This window comes from Archangium sp., assembly GCF_036277355.1.
Lineage (GTDB): Bacteria > Myxococcota > Myxococcia > Myxococcales > Myxococcaceae > Archangium.
The window spans coordinates 42,110-59,532 of the sequence record NZ_DASUNC010000015.1 but is presented as its reverse complement, the minus strand read 5'-3'; the positions used below and the strand labels follow the sequence as shown (position 1 = coordinate 59,532).

The following is a 17,423-nucleotide window of genomic DNA, read 5'->3' as shown; positions in this document are numbered from 1 at the left end:
TCTACCGCCGCCTCACCGCGGGGTGCCGTGCTTCGCGGAGAGCGAGTGGCGATCCACCTTGCCGGCGCTGGTGCGCTGCAACGCCTCCAGGAAGCGCACGGAGCGGGGCTGCTTGTAGCGGGCGAGCCGGCCCTGGCAGAAGTCGAGCACCTGGGCCTCGGTGAGATCCGCGCCGGGGCGGGGCACCACGAGGGCCCGAGGCACCTCGCCCCACTTGGAATCGGGCACGCCAATCACACACACCTCGGCGATCTCGGGGTGCGCGGCGAGCACGTTCTCCACTTCGGAGGGGTAGATGTTCTCTCCGCCCGAGATGATGAGGTCCTTGCTGCGGCCGATGATGGTGAAGCACCCCTCCGCGTCGCGCCGGGCGAGGTCTCCGGTGTGCAACCATCCCCCGGCGAAGGTCTTCGCGGTCTCCTCGGGGCGGCGCCAGTAGCCGGCGCACAGGTGGGGCCCGCGCAGGAGCAGCTCACCCTCCTCGCCATCACCCTCGAGCCGGGCCTCGACATGGAACAGGGGCACGCCGACGGAGCCGGGCTTGCGGCGCACGTCACCCGAGGGGAGCCAGAAGTTGTTGGGCCCGGCCTCGGTGAGGCCATAGCCGGTCTTGAAGTCGATGCCGCGAGCGAAGAAGCGCTCGAAGACGGGCTGGGGGCACGGGGCGCCGCCACTGACGAGCAGCTTGAGGCGGGAGAAGTCCACCGAGTCGAAGCGCGGGTGGCGCTGCATCTCGATGAACATGGTGGGCACGCCGAAGAAGAGGTTGATGGCGCCACGGTGGATGAGGTCGAAGACCTGCTCGAGGGCGAAGGCGCGCGCGACGACGGTGGTGCCCCCCACGTAGACGAGCGGGGTGGTGAAGACGTTGAGGCCACCGGTGTGGAAGAGGGGCGCGTTGAGGAGCGCGGTGTCGTCGGCGGTGAGGCCCCAGCTCACGACGGTGTTGGCGGCGTTGGCGGTGATGGAGCGGTGGGTGAGGATGGCGGCCTTGGGGATGCCAGTGCTGCCGCCGGTGTAGCAGAGCACCCACGGATCCTCGGGCTCCACGTCCACGTGCGGGAGCGGCGCGTCCGACAGGGAGTCCCGGCGGCTGAAGGGGATGTCCTCGGGCAGACGGGCGGAGGAGTCGTCGAGGTGGACGAAGTGCCGGACGCCGCGGGCGAGGGGCCGGACGGCCTGGACCTGGGACTGGAAGTCGGAGCCGTGGACGAGGACGACGGGCTCGGCGTCGGCGAGGAGGGAGGAGAGCTCGGGGGAGCTGAGGCGCCAGTTGAGGGGCTGGAGGATGGCGCCGAGCTTGCCGCAGGCGAAGAGGAGGTCGAGGAACTCGGTGCAGTTCATGGCGAGCACGGCGACGCGGTCGCCGCGGCGGACACCGAGGACATCGTGGAGGAGACGGGCGGTGCGGTTGGCGGAGGAGTTCCACTCGCGCCAGGAGATGGAGCGGTCACCGCGGAGGGAGTCGATGAGGGCGGTGCGCTCAGGGGCGAGCGAGGCCCTGCGGGCAAGCCAGTCGTGGACGATGGGCACGAGTCACTCCTCCGGGAGAGAAACAGGATGCGAGCGGACACCAAGAAGAAGACACCAGAAGAAGACACCCAACCGCGGACCGCTCACCCACTCACGGACCTCTCCCCTCTCCCACCGGGAGAGGGACGGGGTGAGGGTATGGCGATTCCCGGGTTGAGCCCTCTCCCTCTGGGAGAGGGACGGGGTGAGGGTAGACCGGAGCGTCCCGGGACGAAAACCGAAAGTCCCTGTCCCAGGGCCCGCTGACCGCGCCCCCCCGCCAGAACTACCGTCGCCCCCAAAGAACCCCCATGCACCCCACCCCGCTCTGCCTCATCCTCCTGCTGTGCACGGCCGCCGTGGCCGGCCCGGATTCCCAGCCGCGCATCTCCGCCACCCGCTCCCGAGCCCTGGAGACGGAGCTGCTCGACGCGGTGCGCAAAGTGGGCTTCGACCAGGTGCGAGACTGGAGACACCAGGGCGAGCGCATCGCCCACCCACCGAACGTGGACGTGGCGGTCATCGAGCTGGACGCGGAAGGCCGACCAGTGGCGGTGGCGAACGTGCTGCTGTCGAGGGACTACCCGCGGGGCAAGGCGGTGCCCATCGACGCGGGGACACTGGGAACACAAGCAGTGCGCTTCACGAGGTGGGACCTGGAGCGCTGGGACGGGCAGAAGGGCTGGGCGGACGCACCACCGGGAGACGACCTGGTGCCCGGACGCGAGAAGGCGCCGCTGCGCTTCATGGCGCCCTACCCCGCGTCCCTCTTCAAGATCCTCATCGCGTACGGGGTGATGAGGCGCGTGGAGCGGGGAGAGCTGACGCTGGACACCCCGTATCGCTTCCTCCGGGACACGGTGGACAAGGGCGAGCGTCCGCTGAGGGGCTGGCTGGAGCCGATGATCGTCGAATCGGACAACGGCTCGACGGAGGCGCTGGTGAAGCTGCTGCACGAGCGGGGGGCGATGGAGGCGATGAACGCGGAGTACGCGGAGCTGGGCTTGGGGACGCTGCAGGTGAACGGCACCTCACCGGTGACGGGGAGGAACTGGCAACCGGGGAGCATCCACATGACGGCGCTGGATACGGCGCGGCTGTTCCTGCTGATCAACGGAGGGCCGGGGGTGCTGTGGAGGACGAAGGAGGGACGCGCGGTCACGGCGGAGGAGCTCTCGGAGCCCGCGAGGAACTTCCTGAAGAAGCTGCTGGCGGACCAGGGGTACGCGGAGGGGTTGAGCTCGACGCTGGTGTGCGGAGACGCGAACGCGAGACCGGGAATCCCCACGGCGGTGCCGGCGAGGTGGCTGGCGGCGGACGGGACGGCGACGGTGGGGGTGACGGCGTTCAAGCGGGACACGCGGCCGTGCAACGCGGCGGCGGAGGTGGAGTTCCTGCACAAGACGGGGCAGACGGAGAACTACGGGAGCGACGCGGGAATCGTGCGAGCGCTGCCGGGGAAGGAGCCGAGGCAGTACGTCATCGCGTTCCTGTCGAACCTGGGCTACCGCTACTACGACGAGGGCGTGGCGGGGACGGCGAACTTCGCGGACGAGGAGAACGGCTTTCCCGGGACGGTGACGGCGATCGGCTTCACACAGAGCATCGCGGAGCTGGGCCGCCGCGTGGACGAGGCGATGAAACAACGGAGACAGACGAACCGGTAGCGAGGGAAGACTTCCCATCCACGGAGCGGGACCCTCTCTCGATTCATCTCCTCGGTCCTGACTGGGCATCAGGACTGCAAGGGAGCGGTTGCCGGCCGGGAGCTGCCCATCGCCTGACGAAGACAGCCTCCGCCGCCGGAAGAACGCCGGCAGGCATCCAGCGCGACACATGACGTGGTGTTGCAGCTGGGAGAAAGAGGCTATATTGACGTGAGATCAACTCAGGAACCGTCCAAGCCATTGGACGCCAATGCCGCGCGCAAGCGCATCTCGCTCCTGCTGAGGAACGGCCAGCTCACCTACACCCGCCATGCGCGTGAGGAGATGGAGAAGGACGATCTCACGGAAGTCGACGTGACGAACGTGCTGCGAGGCGGGCACATCACCGAGCCCGCGGAGAACGAGAAGGGCACCTGGAGGTACCGGGTCCACACCAACACCATCTGGGTGGTGGTGACCTTCCGGGGAGAGACGGAGCTGGTCGTCGTGACGGTCTGGAGGAAGCGATGAAATGCCTGCAGTGTGGGGGGAAGATGACGGTCCGGCACGAGACGCGACGCGCCTATGCGGGGCTGGAGGGTGTCATCATCGAGGGGGTGCAGGTCCGCCATTGCCCGGACTGTGGCGAGGAGGAGCTGAGCTACTCGAACGTCGAGCAACTCCACGCACAACTGGCGCTGCAGCTCGCACGCAAGGAAGCGGCACTCACGCCCCGGGAGATCCGCTTCCTGCGCTCCTGGCTGGGCCTGTCGAGCACAGACCTGGCGAAGCGGATGGGCGTGGCCAAGGAGACCGTGTCGCGGTGGGAGCGGCTCGACAAGCCCCTCTCCATGGGAGCAACGGCGGAGCGGCTCCTCCGGTTGATGGCGGTGCACGAACGACCCGTGGAGGAATACCCGCTCGAACGGCTCGAGCACGTGGCGACCTCGAAACCGGCGCCCCTCCGGGTGCGCCTCAAGCCACGCAAGCAAGGCTGGTCGGCGGAGGTCTAGCCCACGCGCCTCACGGCACCAGCACGAGCTTGCCCACGGTGCTCAACGAGAACCGGACCTGTCCTTGGACTTCGACCGGACACGCCGAGGGGACTGAGGAGCCCGGCGCGACGACGAAGCCTCGCCCCTCTCCTGCCCCCTGCCACGGACCGGCTCACCAAAAGCGAGGGCCGAGGGCAACTCGGACTCGAGCGCATCGAGTTCGCGGAGAAGCTCATCGGTCGCTGGGCGCTTGGGAGAAGGCATGGAGACGCTCCTGATTCATTATGAGGGCTTCCCTGCGAAATGTGCAGACCACGGACCGCCCGAGTGAAGGCACACGCATCTCCTCGCACTCCAGTTCGAGCGCACGCTGAGCAGCGAGGTAGACGGCCAACACGCCCAAGCGTGCACGCCGCCCCCACCCTCACGGCACCAGCACGAGCTTGCCCACGGTGGAGCCGGACTCCAGCGCGCTGTGCGCCTCGGCGACGCGCTCCAGCGGGAAGCGGGTGACGGGCGGCGAGATGATGCGGCCCTCGTCCACCCACGCGAGCAGCCGTCCCATGGCCTCCTCGAGCACATCCCGGCGCTCGAACAGATAGGAGAGGTTGAAGGCGAGGACGCTCGCGTTCGCGTTGGTGAGCGAGAGCGGATCGAACCGGGGCGTGCGCAGGAAGTCCGCGGCGAGCTTCACCCAGTTGGGCCGGCCTCCTTCCCGCGGCAGCATGGAGTGGAAGCCGTAGATGACGAGCTTGCCGGGCCTCGCGAGGTGCCGAAAGCTGTCGCGCAGCGTGGAGACGCCATTGGCATCCAGCACCACGTCATAGCCTTGGGGAGCGGCCTTCTCAGCGGCGCGCCAGAGGTCCTCGCGGCTCTTGTCGATGACGACATCGGCCCCCAGGGCGCGCGCGGTCTCCACCTTGTGGCTGGAGCCGACGACGCCCACCGTCCTGCAACCGGCGATGCGCCCCAACTGCAACAGGGCCCCGCCCACGCCGCCCGCGGCCGAGTGCACGAGCAACGTGCTCCCCGGGCGCGGATGGGCCAGCTCGAAGAGAGCGTAGTAGGCGGTGAGGAAGACGGTGGGGAAGCCCGCGGCCTGGGCCATGTCGAAGCGCGCGGGCAGGGGGAACACCTGGTGGCGGGGCACGGCGACGTGGGTGGAGTAGCCCCCGAAGCGCGTGACGCCGAACACGCGGGTTCCCACGGCGAGGTCCGTGACGGCGGAGCCCACCGCGGACACGATGCCAGCGAACTCGAAGCCCGGGGTGATGGGCCAGCCGACGTACTCCTTGGCCGAGGCATATAGCCCCATGCGGATGACGCAGTCGGCGTAGTTGACGCCGATGGCCTCCGTGGTGACGACGACCTCCTCGGGAGCGGGAGTGGGATCGGGCTGCGTCTGGAGCGTGAGCCGGTCGTAACCACCGGCGCGGGGGATGACCACCTTGCGCATGGCCCGGATATACCCCCTCTCCCGGGCTCGAACTTCCCCAACTGGTCCGATTGTCGGACCAGTTCACGCCTCGTCGTCGAACGGGAGCCCCAGGGCCGGTGCCTGCTGCGCACCGGACACGGCAGCGGGGGCCTCCTCACTGGCCACGGGCCCGGCCTCCGGCACCACCTCCGCCGCCGCGAGAATCACGGAGGGCTCCAGCGCCACGGGCTCGGCGGCAACCGGTGGCACGGCCTCGGGAGCAGATTCAGGTGCGGAGTCGGGCACCAGCTGCGCGATGTCATCCATGCTCGCCACGAAGGCATTGGCCCCCGCGTCATCGAACGCTCCCCCACCCTGCTCCAGGTTCTCGATGTCATCCAGGCTCGCGAAGAACGTGTCCGCGCCCGGATCGCTGTAGACCTCCTCCTCCTCGAGCGCCTCGGCCTGGGCCTGGAGCGCGGACAGCTCCGCCTCCATCCACGAGTTGTCCTCGCCCGCCTCCACCTCGGCCCCACCATCCACCTGGAGCGCGGCCACCTCCGCCGCCATCCAGTCGTCCACCCCGGCCCCACCGGCGGCGGCGGCCTGCTCCGCCGCGGCCCGCTCCAGCGCGGCCTGCTGCTCCGCCGCGGCGCGCTCGGCCCGGCTCACCGACTCGTACACGTTGGCCCGGGCCAGGTGCGCGAGCGAAACCCCCGGCGTGTCCGCACGGGCGCTCGGCGGTGTCTCCTTCGAGACGTCCTTGCCCCCCTTCAGGTCCACCAGCTCGCGCTGGGCCGTCTCGTACCCATCGGCGAGCGTCAGCTGGGCCCGCAGCGCCTCGGTCTCGCGCTCCTTCTGGGCCCGCTCGGCCTCCAGCGCCTCCATCTCGGCGCGGTGCTTCGCGTTGAGGGCCTCGAGCGCCTGCTCCTCGGTCATCAGCTCCGGGTCATCGGTCCCGAGGGGCTTCTCGACGGCCTCGACGCGCTGCTGTGCCTCGATGCGCCGCTGGGCCTCGATGATGTTCGCCGTCTGGACGAAGGGGTTGAAGCCGATCCTTCGGATGCTCATGGAAGGTCCTCGCTGGACACACGGGGGGTGCTTCGTTGTCCTATTGTCGCAGCGAGCGGGCCCCGGTTGCGACCCCCCCGCGAAAACAGGGCGGCCCGGGCCCGTCACACGCGGTAGCCTGGGTCTCTACCCGCACAACCCGTTCCAGTCGGAGGCCGAGATGTCATCCGCGCCCAACCACTACAAGCCCAACCTGCGAGACCTGAGCTTCAACCTCTTCGAGTTCCTGGACATCGGGCGGAGCTCGCTGGGCAAGGCGCCCTTCGGGGACTTCGACGAGACGGCGGCGCGGCAGACGCTGGAGACGTTCGCCGAGGTGTGCCTGAAGGAGATGGCGCCGAGCTTCTCCGAGCCCGAGCACAACCCGCCGAAGCTGGAGAACGGGCGGGTGACGTTGCCGCCGGGCATCCAGAAGGCGATCGCGGCCTATCACGAGTCGGGGATGGCGCAGCTGGAGCTGCCGGTGCACCAGGGGGGCATGGGAGCACCGCCCTCGCTGGGCTGGGCGGCCTTCGAGCTGATGGTGGGAGCCAACCCGGCGGTGGCCTTCTACACGCTGGCCGGCGTGCTGGCGCGCGTCATCGACCGGCTGGGCACCGAGTCCCAGAAGAAGCGCTACCTGCCGGCGATGATGGAGCGGCGGTGGGTGGGCACCATGGTGCTCACCGAGCCGGACGCGGGCAGCGACGTGGGAGCGGCGCGGGCCAGGGCCCGGCACGTGGGCGGGGACGTCTGGGAGCTCGAGGGCGTGAAGCGCTTCATCACCAGCGCGGAGACGGACAGCACGGAGAACATCGTCCACATGGTGCTGGCGCGGCCCGAGGGCGCGGGCCCGGGCACCAAGGGGCTCTCGCTCTTCATCGTGCCCAAGTTCTGGGTGGAGGAGGGCGGCGCGCTGGGCGAGCACAACGGCGTGGTGTGCACGAAGATCGAAGAGAAGATGGGCCTGAAGGGCTCGGTGACGTGCGAGCTGACCTTCGGTGACGGAAAGCCCGCGCGCGGCCTGCTGCTGGGCGAGGTGCACGACGGCATCCGGCAGATGTTCCACATCATCGAGCAGGCGCGCATGGCGGTGGGCATCAAGTCCATGGCCACGGTGTCCACGGCGTACCTGAACGCGCTGGAGTTCGCGAAGGATCGCAAGCAGGGCTCGGACCTGAAGGAGGCGCGCGACGCCAAGGCCCCGCGCGTGACGATTCTGCACCACCCGGACGTGCGGCGGATGCTGATGGCGCAGAAGGCGCACGCCGAGGGCATGCGGGCGCTCTGCCTCTACACGGCCTCCATCCAGGACCAGGTGGAGCTCAAGGGCGGGCACCGGGCGCTCGAGGCCGCCGAGTACGACTCGCTCAATGACTTGCTGCTGCCGCTGGTGAAGGGCTACTGCTCGGACCGGGGCTACGAGCTGCTGGGTACGGCGCTGCAGTGCTTCGGGGGCTCGGGGTACCTGAAGGACTACCCGATGGAGCAGTACATCCGGGACCAGAAGATCGACTCGCTCTACGAGGGCACCACGCACATCCAGTCGTTGGACCTGCTGCTGCGCAAGGTGGCGAGGGACGGCGGGGCGACGCTGCAGCGGCTGCTGGGGCAGGTGCGCGAGACGGTGGAGACAGGCGAGGGCGGCAAGGAGCTGGAGGCCGAGCGGGCGGCACTGGGCAAGGGGCTGGCGGACCTGGAGACGATGCTGGGCGCGCTGTTGGGGAAGATGGGCGAGTCCATCTACCACGTGGGCCTGCAGGGCAACCGGGTGCTGCTGGGGCTGGCGGACCTGGTGGTGGGCTGGCTGCTGGTGAGGCACGCGGCGGTGGCGCTGGAGCGCATGAAGACGAACCCGGGGGACAAGACCTTCTACATGGGCAAGCTCGCGAGCGCGCGTTGGTTCTGCCACGAGGTGCTGCCAGGGCTGGCCCACGCCGCGCGCATGGTGGAGCAGGGCTCGCTCGACCTGATGGAAGTGCCCGAAGAGGCCTTCTGACCTGCCTGACCGTCTGCCCTCCAGGCCATCAACCCGAGAACCGCTGCCGGACGTCTGACCCGGGTGTTACATCCCACCCCTCATGGAAGAGCAGCAGGGAGAACAGGGCCGGAAGGCCGAGCGCCCGAGGAAGAAGCCGAGGAAGGTATCTCCCCGCTATCTGGAGAACGCGGCGCTGCACTACCTGAAGCGGTACGCGGCGACGGAGAGCCAGCTCAAGCGCGTGCTGATGCGCCGGGTGGACCGCTCCCTCAAGGAGCACGGCGGAGAGCGGACCGAGGCACTCGGTTGGGTAGACGAGCTCGTCGCGAAGCTCAGGCGCGGCGGGCTCATCAACGACGAGGCCTACGCGGGGATGAAGGCGCACTCGCTGCGCAACTCGGGGCGGAGCGCGCGGGTCATCGCCCAGAAGCTGAGGCTGAAGGGCGTCCCGGCGGAGGTGGTGGCGAAGAAGCTGGCGGACGCGACCGCGGAGCTCTCGGAGGAAGAGGCGGCGAAGATCTGGGCGCGGAAGAAGCGGCTGGGCCCCTTCCGGACGAACACGAAGACGCGCGAGGAGAACCGGCAACGCGACCTCGCGGCGCTGGCGAGGGCGGGGTTCTCCTTCGCCATCGCGAAGAAGATCATCGACTCGGCGGGATAGACACGCGCGACTACCGCCGGAACACGGTGCCGCCCTTCATGACGAAGCGGACCTGACGCAGCGCGGAGATGTCGCGGGTGGGGTCGCCCTCGACGGCGACGAGGTCCGCGAACAGTCCCTCCTTCACCTGGCCGATGCGGTCCTCCATGTGGAGCATGCGCGCGTTGACGGAGGTGGCGGCCTTCAACGCCTGCAGGGGCGTCAGGCCATAAGCAACCAGGAGCTCCAGCTCGCGGGCGTTGTCACCGTGGGGGAACACGCCCACGTCACTGCCATTGCAGACGGTGACACCAGCGGCGAGGGCGGCGCGGAAGCTGGCGCGCTTCTGCTGGATGGCGGCGGGCTCGGGGTCGGTGCCCTTCTTCCAACCGCCGTACTGGTGGATGGCGTCCCCGGCGGCGAGCGTGGGGCAGAAGAAGACACCGCGCTCGGCCATGAGCTTGAAGACCTCGGGGGTGCCACCGTCCCCGTGCTCGATGCTCTCCGCACCGGCGAGCACGGCGCGGCGCATGCCTTCCGGAGTGCTGGCGTGGACGACGACGGGGCGGCCGCCATCGCGAGCGGTCTGGACGATGAGCTTCATCTCCTCGAGGGAGTAGGACGGGAGCGCCTCGCCGCGAGGGCCCCAGCGGTAGTCACCGTAGACCTTGATCCAATCAGCGCCCTTGCCCATCTGGCCGCGGACGGCGCGGATGAGGTTGTCGACGCCATCGGCCTCCTCGGCGCCCTGGGGGACATGCCACTCGGGAGCGAAACCCTTGGGCGCATAGGAGCCGGTGGCGACGAGGGCGCGGGTGGTGGCGAGGACGCGGGGCCCGGGGATGATGCCCTGCTGGATGGCCTGCTTGAGCCCGACATCGGCATCGGCGGCGCCCTCGGTGCCGAGGTCGCGCACGGTGGTGAAGCCAGCGAACAACGTGTCCCGGGCGTGATGGGTGGCGCGGGCGACGCGAAGGGCGAGCGGCTCGCGGAGCACCTGATCATTCCAGGAGGTCTCGTTGTAGGGGTGGAGGAGCAGGTGCGAGTGGCCCTCGATGAGACCGGGAACGAGCGTGGTGCCGGGAAGCTCGACGATCTCCGTACCAAGTGGCGCGGTCACCTGAGCCGCGGGCCCGACGGCGGCGATGCGGTCACCGCGGACGAGCACGACCCACCCCTCCTGGGCCTTCGCGGAGACGCCGTCGAAGACGCGAGCGGGGCGCAGGAGGAACACGGCGGAGCTGGCAGCCTGTGCGGAGGCCATGGAAGGCACGACGCAGAGGAGCGCGGCGAGGAGAGCGGGCAGGAGGCGCATGGAGAGCAGGGAGGAAGGAGGAACGAGCGAGCGACCTATCACAGGAGCCCACCCCTGCCATCCATCCCCTCTCCCCTCGGGAGAGGAGCCCCCCGTCGTTCAAAGGGGGGGCAAGCCCCCCGGGGTGAGGGTACCCGTCCCCGTTCTCTTCCCCCGTGCCCCTACTCGTCCTGCTCGATGGCGGAGGCGTCCTTGCCGAAAGGAGGCTCGAAGGCACCGGAGAGCTGGCGTTCCTTGAGGTCCTTGTCGCGCTCGAGATCGGCGTAGGTCATGCCGGGGGACTCGGGACCGGGGCGAGACGCCTCTTCTTCGGAATGCGCACGGAAACGCGAGGACAGCTTCTGCCAGATGCTCATGGGGAGACCTCCTGCCGGAGAGGATGCGCACTCCGGGAACGAAGCGAGCCCCCTCCCCTGGCTGGGATACGACCCGGCTCTCCCGGTGCGGAGCATCGGACGCTCGCATCCCTGCCCGCTCGGATGGCGCGTGCAATGGGGCGGGCTTTGGAAGAAAAAGAATCACACAGGGCGCCGGCGGGCGCGAAGGATGGTCAGGCGGAAGATGCACGAAGTGACTGCGGGAGCACCGGGGAAGGTGGCGTCGAGGCTGGAGCTGTCGGCGGGAGCGTTGGCGGCGAACGTGGCGACGCTGCGCAAGCTGTCCGCGGACACGAACGGGCCGAGGGCGCTGGGGGCGGTGTTGAAGGGCAACGCGTACGGCCACGGGCTGACGCAGATGTTGCCGCTGGTGCACCCGTTGGTGGACGTCCTGTACTTCATCACGCCGGGGGACGCGCTGACGGTGCGGGCCTTCGAGCAGGCGAAGGGCCTGAAGCGCAAGCAGGTGCTGGTGATTGGCGCCACGGACGCGGAGGAGGCGGTGGCGCTGGCGCGAGCGGGGGTGGAGGGGGTGGTGGGGGACGGCTCGTGGAGGGAGGCGGTGGAGGAGCTGCGCCGGGCGAAGCTGGAGCAGCCGCTGCGGGTGCACGTGCACGTGGACACGGGGCTGGGGCGCGAGGGCTTCACGCCGGGGCAGATCGCGGGAGGCGAGCTGGACTTCCTGCGCGAGGCGGCGGACGTGCTGCGGGTGGTGGGGGTGCTGAGCCACTTCGCGAACACGGAGGACGTGACGGAGCAGACGTACGCCGAGTCGCAGCTCGACATCTTCGAGGGTGGGCTGATGGCGCTGAAGGCGAGCGTGCCGGTGGAGGAGCCGTTGCAGCGGCACATGGCGGCGAGCGCGGCGACGCTGGTGCTACCCAGGGCGCGCTACGACGCGCAGCGGGTGGGCATCTCGCTGTACGGGCTGTGGCCGTCGACGGAGACGAGGCTGTCGGCGCGGCTGGTGTTGGGGCGGGTGCCGGAGCTGAGGCCGGTGTTGTCGTGGAGGTGCCCGAGCCAGGTGGTGAAGTGGCTGCCGTCGGGGAGCTACGTGGGGTACGGGTGCACGTACCGGTGCGCGGAGGCGACGCGGGTGGCGGTGCTACCGGTGGGGTACTTCGACGGGTACGCGCGGCTGATGTCGGGGAAGGCGCACGTGCTGGTGAACGGGAGGAGGTGCCCGGTGTTGGGGCGGGTGATGATGAACCACATCATCGTGGACGTGACGAGGGCGACGCACGACGAGCGGCCGCTGACGGCGACGCTGATCGGCAAGGACGGGGACGAGCACCTGCACGTGGAGAACCTGGCGGACTGGGCGCAGACAATCCATTACGAGTTCGCGACGCGGCTGGGCGCGCACCTGCGCCGGGTCGTGGTCCCCTGAACCAGGGTCCAATCCCCAACACAGGGTGACCCCCTCTCCCTCTGGGAGAGGGCTGGGGTGAGGGTCTTCCCTCATGTGGAACCACGGCGCGGCGGACGGCGGCTCGCGAGCCTACCTGTCGCGGTACTGAGTCATCCAACAACACACAGCGCCCCCCATCCCTGGACCGATGGCTGGGGCCAGGGAGGGACCGCACCGTAGGCGCCCCGCTTGCAGAGGTGGTGCGAATGCGACGTGTCTGGTTCCTCTCATTGCTCACGGGCGGACTGCTGGCCTGCGAACCCCAGTCCGCCCCCGAAGCCGTTCCACCCACGCCCCTGCGCTCCGCGCCGGACGAGGCGCGAGCCGTCTTCGAGGCCACACTGGCGCTCGAGGACGCACCAGCCGCCGGAGCCCGGCTGACGCCCGTGGAGCGGCTCGGCAAGCTGCTGTTCTTCGACCACCGGCTCTCGGAGCCACCCGGCCAGCCGTGCGCCGTCTGTCACGGGCCCGCCGTGGGGTGGACGGGGCCGGAGCTGCTCATCAACGCCTCGGGCGCGGTCTACGAGGGCGCGGTGAAGGGGCGCTTCGGCAACCGCAAGCCGCCGTCGTCCGCCTATGCCACCCCGGCGCCCCTCTTCCATCGCGAGCACCCCCGGAATGCCGGGTTCGTGGGCGGCAACTTCTGGGATGGGCGCGCCACGGGCGAGGAGCTGGGCAACCCCGCGGCGGACCAGGCGCAGGGCCCCTTCCTCAACCCGGTGGAGCAGAACAACCCGAGCGAGGCCGCGGTGGTGGCGAAGGTCTGCCAGGGCCCGTACGCGGGCCTGTTCCGCTCCGTCTACGGCTCGCGCATCTGCGCGAACGTGGAGCGCGCCTATGACTCCATCGCGCGGGCCATCGCGGCCTACGAGGACTCGCCGGAGGTCAATGCCTTCACCTCCCGGTACGACGCGTGGCTGAGGGGGAAGGCCCAGCTCTCGCCGCAGGAGCACTGGGGCCTGAGACTCTTCGAGGGCAAGGCCCGCTGCGCCAACTGTCACCCGAGCCGGCCGGGCCCGCGGGGCGAGCCACCGCTCTTCACGGACTTCACGTACGACAACCTGGGCACCCCGAGGAACCTGCTCAACCCCTGGTACTGGCAGGACGAATTCAACCCGCTCGGGCCCTTCTGGGTGGACTACGGGCTGGGCGCCTTCCTGCAGAGGCGCGAGGAGTGGAGGCCCTTCGCGCGGGAGAACCTGGGCAAGGTGAAGGTCCCCACCCTGCGCAACGTGGACAAGCGGCCCCACCCCGGGTTCATCAAGGCCTACGGGCACAACGGCTACTTCAAGAGCCTCGAGTCCCTCGTGCACTTCTACAACACGCGCGACGTGTTGCCGGTGTGCCTGCCCGAGTTCCCCGGCACGCCCGGCGAGGACTGCTGGCCCCCCCCGGAGGTGGGGCTGAACGTCAACACGAAGGAGCTGGGCGACCTGGGCCTCTCCCCGCAGGAGGAGGCCGCCATCGTCGCCTTCTTGAGGACCCTCTCGGACGGCTACTTCCAGCGCTGAGCCGGGCGGCCGGGCTACGGGCCCAACTCCGGGGTACAACCAAAGACAGACATGTCCTCGGTGACGGTGGAGCAGGTCCACCCGGCGCCGCAGGACTGGAGGTCCCCGGGGTCGCACTGGCGGAAGCAGGTGCTGGCGGTGGAGCTGCCCATGCCGCAGACATTCCCGGCGGAGCACGAGCCGGGCCGGATGGGGTTGCAGAGCGGAGCGCACCAGAAGACGGCCCGGCCCCGGGACATGCGCATGTTGCAGCGCTCGCCCTCGGGGCACGGGGTGTCGCGGCAATCCCCCTGGGAGGCCACGAGACACTGGTACGGGCCCTCTCCCACGCGGGAGCACTGTTGCCCCTCGGGGCACCCGAGCCGCTGACAGTCCGGGACACACCCGGGGCCCTCGCGGCTGTCGGTGCAGACGAAGCCCTGCGCACAGCGCACGGCCCCATCCATCGAGCACGGCGCCGAGCACACCTGGTTGACGCAGCGCAGGCCCTCGCGGCAGGAGCTCCCGGGCGAGACGGGCAGCGCGTCACAGGACTCCCCCTCGCGGCGCACGCCCTCGGGGACACAGCGGCGGACGACGGCGGTGCCCGTGGCGCCGGTGGTGACGGCGCGGCACACGCTGCCCGGGAAGCAGTGGTCATCCACCTCGCACTCGGACGCCAGGCACTCGAAGCGGCGCGTCTCGCGATTGGCCACACACCCCTGGCCGGCGGGACAGTCCCCATCGGTGCGGCAGCTTCCGCAGTCGAGCCCCTCGCCGGTCCGGGTGCAGCGCATCGCCGAGACGGGCAGGCCATCCGGCGCGAGCTCCCGCGAGGACAGCGGCAGCACGCTGGCGAGAGGCGGAGGAGAAGGAGGAGGCGGCGGCTCGGGAGGAGGAGCCGGCACGCCATGTAACGGACGGGAGCCCACCCAGGCGGGGACGGCCCGCACCAGACGCGAGGCCGAGGTGGCCGCGAAGCTGGCATCGAGCACGGAGGCGCCGTGGAGCAGGGCACGCGGCCGCGAGGCCGGGCGGGGGACGAAGAAGGGGCCGGACGGCGGCTCCCAGGGAACGGGGCCCGGGGAAGCGGTGGCGAGCTGCCAGAGGAACACCGCGACGCCGCCGAAGGCGAACGCGAGCGCGTACCGTTTCGAGCGTGTCCGCTCACGCATGTGCTGCGCCTCTCATGTCATCCCCTCCGTGAGGTGGCGAGTCCATTCACGGTGCGATGTCTCCAGACACTCCTTCCCCATTATGGGAGGAAGGCGTGCCCGGGTTCCGCACCAATCTTCATGAGCCGTGCGCCTCGCTCAGCAAGCGTAGGCGTCACAACACATGAGATAGCCACCATCCGACGAGCAGCCGCAGGGCGAGCACTGCCAGCACTCCTTCTGCATGGCGTAGGCCGCGCCTCCGGCGAGAGCAGCGGCAGCACCAAGGGCCAACATCCAACGGCGCCAGTACGTCTTCTTGTTCGTCTTCATGACGTCCTCCGGGCTCACGACTGCACACACGGCTGCTCTCACAGCGCGACGCCCATCCGCCCCCGCAGCTCCAGCTCGAACCGGGCCTGCCCGTCCTCGGGCAGCGCCGGCGTGACGACGACGAGCCACCCCCACCCACCGGGCGGCAGCGACCCGGGCCCCATGCGCAGGGCCAGCACCTCCACCTCCCCTCCCCCCTCCACGCGACGCACCCGGACATCTCCGGGCTCCCAGGAGCGCAGCGGATCCGGATTCCTCACGCGCACCACGAAGCCGGACAGTCCTCCGGCGTGGAACACGCGCCGCTCCACCTCGAGCCCCTCGCCCGGCACGGCCGGGGGCAGGGGCCCGGAGCGCGCGGCGAGCACCAGCATGGACTCCGCGAGCTGCCCGGCCCGGCGCTCCTCCTGACGCGGGCGTGGCGCGGCGTCGTAGCGGGAAACACGGACCTGCACGTCCACCTCGGAGGCGCTGGTGGCGAGCACGAAGGGCACCTCGGTGCCGTCGGAGAGCACCACCCGCAGCGTCACGTGCTCGCCGCCGGCGAGCTCCTCGCGCGGGGTGACGACGAGGAAGCCATTGCCCACCAGGAGCGGCTCGAATCTCCCGAGCCCGTCCTCCAGACGCGTGCGCCGCGCGTCCAGGGCGGTGTCGAAACGGATCCGCGTCGCCGTCCTGGCGGCCACGCGCACCTCCTCGGCCCGACCCGTCACCCGGACTGCGCGCAGCCTCGGCTTGCGACAGCCTTGCTGCGCCTCCCACCCCCCAGCGGAGACACGCGTGGTCAGGAACAGCATGACGCAGAGAGTCATCTCCGCGAGTCCTGACCTCATGCATCACCCAACCTATGCAGCAAGGACTGACATGGCGAGGGGACAGGTCGGCCTTTCGTGCACCCATCAACTCCAACGCACGGGCAATGAACCGTGGAAAACGTTATAATCGTGCAATGCGGCACAGACCCCCGTGCCGCATGCACCCCACCCCCATACAAGGAGTAGCAATCATGCGGCTGCATCATTCCCTTTCATTGACGGGTGCGCTGTTGTTGGGCGCGCTCGTTCCCGGTTGTGGTCCCGCGGAGGAGGTGGACGTCCCGGCGCAGGCCCCCGTGAAGCAGGAGGCGCCCGCGCGGGAGACGGGCAGCACGCAGCAGGCGGCGGTGTCCACGTCTGGCTTTACCTCGCACTTCCGCACGTGGCTGTCGGCCAATGGCTATGAGCCCGCGTACAACCTGGTCCGCGCGGACCTGGTGGGCGGCAGCTACGGTGGCAAGGCGAGCAGCACGGACACGGTGGTGAATCAGCCGGTCATCTTCATCCACGGCAACTCGGACAAGGCGATTGGCACGGGCACGGCGGGCCAGTCGGGCTGGAACGCCTCCATCGAGTACTTCCTGGCCAATGGCTACAAGCCGAGCGAGCTGTACGCGACGACGTGGGGCCCGGCGGACGCCTCGCTGTCGGCGTACCAGTACCACTCGAAGACGAACGTGATGAAGGTCCGCAAGCTCATCGAGGCGGTGAAGGCCTATACGGGCGCCGCCAAGGTGGACATCATCGCGCACTCGATGGGTGTGACGCTGGCGCGCAAGGCGGTGCTCGGCGGCTACGCCACGGACTCGCTGGAGGGCGGCCAGTACTACGTGGGCGCGCCGCTGACGTCCTCGGTGGACACCTTCGTGGGCATCGCGGGCGCGAACCTGGGCCTGACCTCGTGCTACCAGACGGGCCCGAGCACGCCCACGTGCGGCAGCACCAACGGCCTGTACCCGGGCTACTGGAACGGCATCGGCGTGAGCGGCCGCTCGGCGTACCTCAACAACCTGCTGGCCAGCAGCGGCTACGAGGGCGCCTACCGCTACACCATCTGGTCCACCGCGGATGAGGTCATCGGCTACAACGGGCTCGTCTACGGCAGCTACACCCCGCGCATCCCGGGCCAGACGGGCGAGAAGGTCTACTCGGCCTACCCGTATGGCCACTTCAACTCGAAGGACCTCACGCAGAACGTGCAGTTCAACATGGTGAAGTACCACTCCATCCCGTAGTGACGGACTCCCTCTCCCTCTGGGAGAGGGCGGGGGGTGAGGGTCTTTGCCC

General features: G+C 69.6%; 16 protein-coding genes. 8 read left to right on the top strand and 8 right to left on the bottom strand.

All coding sequences use genetic code 11. The features are described from left to right. Window positions 1-12: 12 nt before the first annotated feature. The gene (locus tag VFZ09_RS02865) at window positions 13-1,533 is read right to left on the bottom strand and encodes a long-chain fatty acid--CoA ligase (RefSeq protein WP_329725901.1); all 1,521 of its coding nucleotides are present in this window, start codon (window positions 1,531-1,533) and stop codon (window positions 13-15) included. A gap of 290 nt (window positions 1,534-1,823) precedes the next feature. Between VFZ09_RS02865 and VFZ09_RS02860 the strand changes: the two genes are divergently transcribed. The 3 genes from VFZ09_RS02860 (at window position 1,824) to VFZ09_RS02850 (ending at window position 4,171) form a co-directional block, all read left to right on the top strand. Beyond that, window positions 1,824-3,179 (top strand): serine hydrolase, encoded by a 1,356-nt coding sequence (locus VFZ09_RS02860; RefSeq protein WP_329725900.1) that lies wholly within the window; start codon window positions 1,824-1,826, stop codon window positions 3,177-3,179. Window positions 3,180-3,389: 210 nt separating this feature from the next. Beyond that, window positions 3,390-3,689, top strand: a complete 300-nt coding sequence (locus VFZ09_RS02855) for a DUF4258 domain-containing protein (RefSeq protein ID WP_329725899.1) — start codon at window positions 3,390-3,392, stop codon at window positions 3,687-3,689. Beyond that, window positions 3,686-4,171 carry a type II TA system antitoxin MqsA family protein gene (locus VFZ09_RS02850; protein WP_329725898.1) on the top strand — a complete coding sequence of 162 codons (486 nt, stop codon included), beginning with the start codon at window positions 3,686-3,688 and terminating at the stop codon, window positions 4,169-4,171. Before VFZ09_RS02855 ends, VFZ09_RS02850 begins: the two co-directional genes overlap by 4 nt. Window positions 4,172-4,577: 406 nt before the next feature. On the opposite strand, the gene VFZ09_RS02845 is transcribed toward VFZ09_RS02850, so the two are convergent. Further along, complete coding sequence (locus VFZ09_RS02845) at window positions 4,578-5,609, bottom strand: medium chain dehydrogenase/reductase family protein (RefSeq protein WP_329725897.1); 1,032 nt, start codon at window positions 5,607-5,609, stop codon at window positions 4,578-4,580. Window positions 5,610-5,672: 63 nt separating this feature from the next. Further along, the gene (locus VFZ09_RS02840) at window positions 5,673-6,641 is read right to left on the bottom strand and encodes a hypothetical protein (protein ID WP_329725896.1); all 969 of its coding nucleotides are present in this window, start codon (window positions 6,639-6,641) and stop codon (window positions 5,673-5,675) included. 160 nt (window positions 6,642-6,801) lie between these two features. Between VFZ09_RS02840 and VFZ09_RS02835 the strand changes: the two genes are divergently transcribed. Next, window positions 6,802-8,619: an acyl-CoA dehydrogenase gene (locus tag VFZ09_RS02835; RefSeq protein WP_329725895.1), complete on the top strand. Its 1,818-nt coding sequence runs from the start codon at window positions 6,802-6,804 to the stop codon at window positions 8,617-8,619. An 82-nt stretch (window positions 8,620-8,701) separates the two neighbouring features. After that, the gene (locus tag VFZ09_RS02830) at window positions 8,702-9,262 is read left to right on the top strand and encodes a regulatory protein RecX (protein WP_329725894.1); all 561 of its coding nucleotides are present in this window, start codon (window positions 8,702-8,704) and stop codon (window positions 9,260-9,262) included. A 10-nt stretch (window positions 9,263-9,272) separates the two neighbouring features. On the opposite strand, the gene VFZ09_RS02825 is transcribed toward VFZ09_RS02830, so the two are convergent. Both VFZ09_RS02825 and VFZ09_RS02820 read right to left on the bottom strand, forming a co-directional pair. Further along, window positions 9,273-10,505 (bottom strand): amidohydrolase family protein, encoded by a 1,233-nt coding sequence (locus VFZ09_RS02825; RefSeq protein WP_329725893.1) that lies wholly within the window; start codon window positions 10,503-10,505, stop codon window positions 9,273-9,275. Between the two features lie 212 nt (window positions 10,506-10,717). Then, window positions 10,718-10,912, bottom strand: coding sequence for a hypothetical protein (locus VFZ09_RS02820; RefSeq protein ID WP_329725892.1), 195 nt, complete (start codon window positions 10,910-10,912; stop codon window positions 10,718-10,720). Between the two features lie 205 nt (window positions 10,913-11,117). Here VFZ09_RS02820 and alr point away from each other — a divergent pair, with 205 nt between their 5' ends. After that, the gene (gene alr, locus VFZ09_RS02815; protein WP_329725891.1) at window positions 11,118-12,323 is read left to right on the top strand and encodes an alanine racemase; all 1,206 of its coding nucleotides are present in this window, start codon (window positions 11,118-11,120) and stop codon (window positions 12,321-12,323) included. 227 nt (window positions 12,324-12,550) lie between these two features. Further along, on the top strand, window positions 12,551-13,855 hold the full coding sequence (locus tag VFZ09_RS02810; protein ID WP_329725890.1) for a cytochrome-c peroxidase: 1,305 nt from the start codon (window positions 12,551-12,553) through the stop codon (window positions 13,853-13,855). Between the two features lie 14 nt (window positions 13,856-13,869). On the opposite strand, the gene VFZ09_RS02805 is transcribed toward VFZ09_RS02810, so the two are convergent. From VFZ09_RS02805 to VFZ09_RS02795, 3 genes are all read right to left on the bottom strand, one after another. After that, the gene (locus VFZ09_RS02805) at window positions 13,870-15,009 is read right to left on the bottom strand and encodes a hypothetical protein (RefSeq protein WP_329725889.1); all 1,140 of its coding nucleotides are present in this window, start codon (window positions 15,007-15,009) and stop codon (window positions 13,870-13,872) included. 138 nt (window positions 15,010-15,147) lie between these two features. After that, window positions 15,148-15,321 (bottom strand): hypothetical protein, encoded by a 174-nt coding sequence (locus tag VFZ09_RS02800; protein WP_329725888.1) that lies wholly within the window; start codon window positions 15,319-15,321, stop codon window positions 15,148-15,150. 38 nt (window positions 15,322-15,359) lie between these two features. Further along, window positions 15,360-16,133: a DUF2381 family protein gene (locus VFZ09_RS02795; RefSeq protein WP_329725887.1), complete on the bottom strand. Its 774-nt coding sequence runs from the start codon at window positions 16,131-16,133 to the stop codon at window positions 15,360-15,362. A gap of 194 nt (window positions 16,134-16,327) precedes the next feature. Between VFZ09_RS02795 and VFZ09_RS02790 the strand changes: the two genes are divergently transcribed. Continuing rightward, window positions 16,328-17,371 (top strand): lipase family protein, encoded by a 1,044-nt coding sequence (locus VFZ09_RS02790; RefSeq protein WP_329725886.1) that lies wholly within the window; start codon window positions 16,328-16,330, stop codon window positions 17,369-17,371. Window positions 17,372-17,423 lie beyond the last annotated feature (52 nt).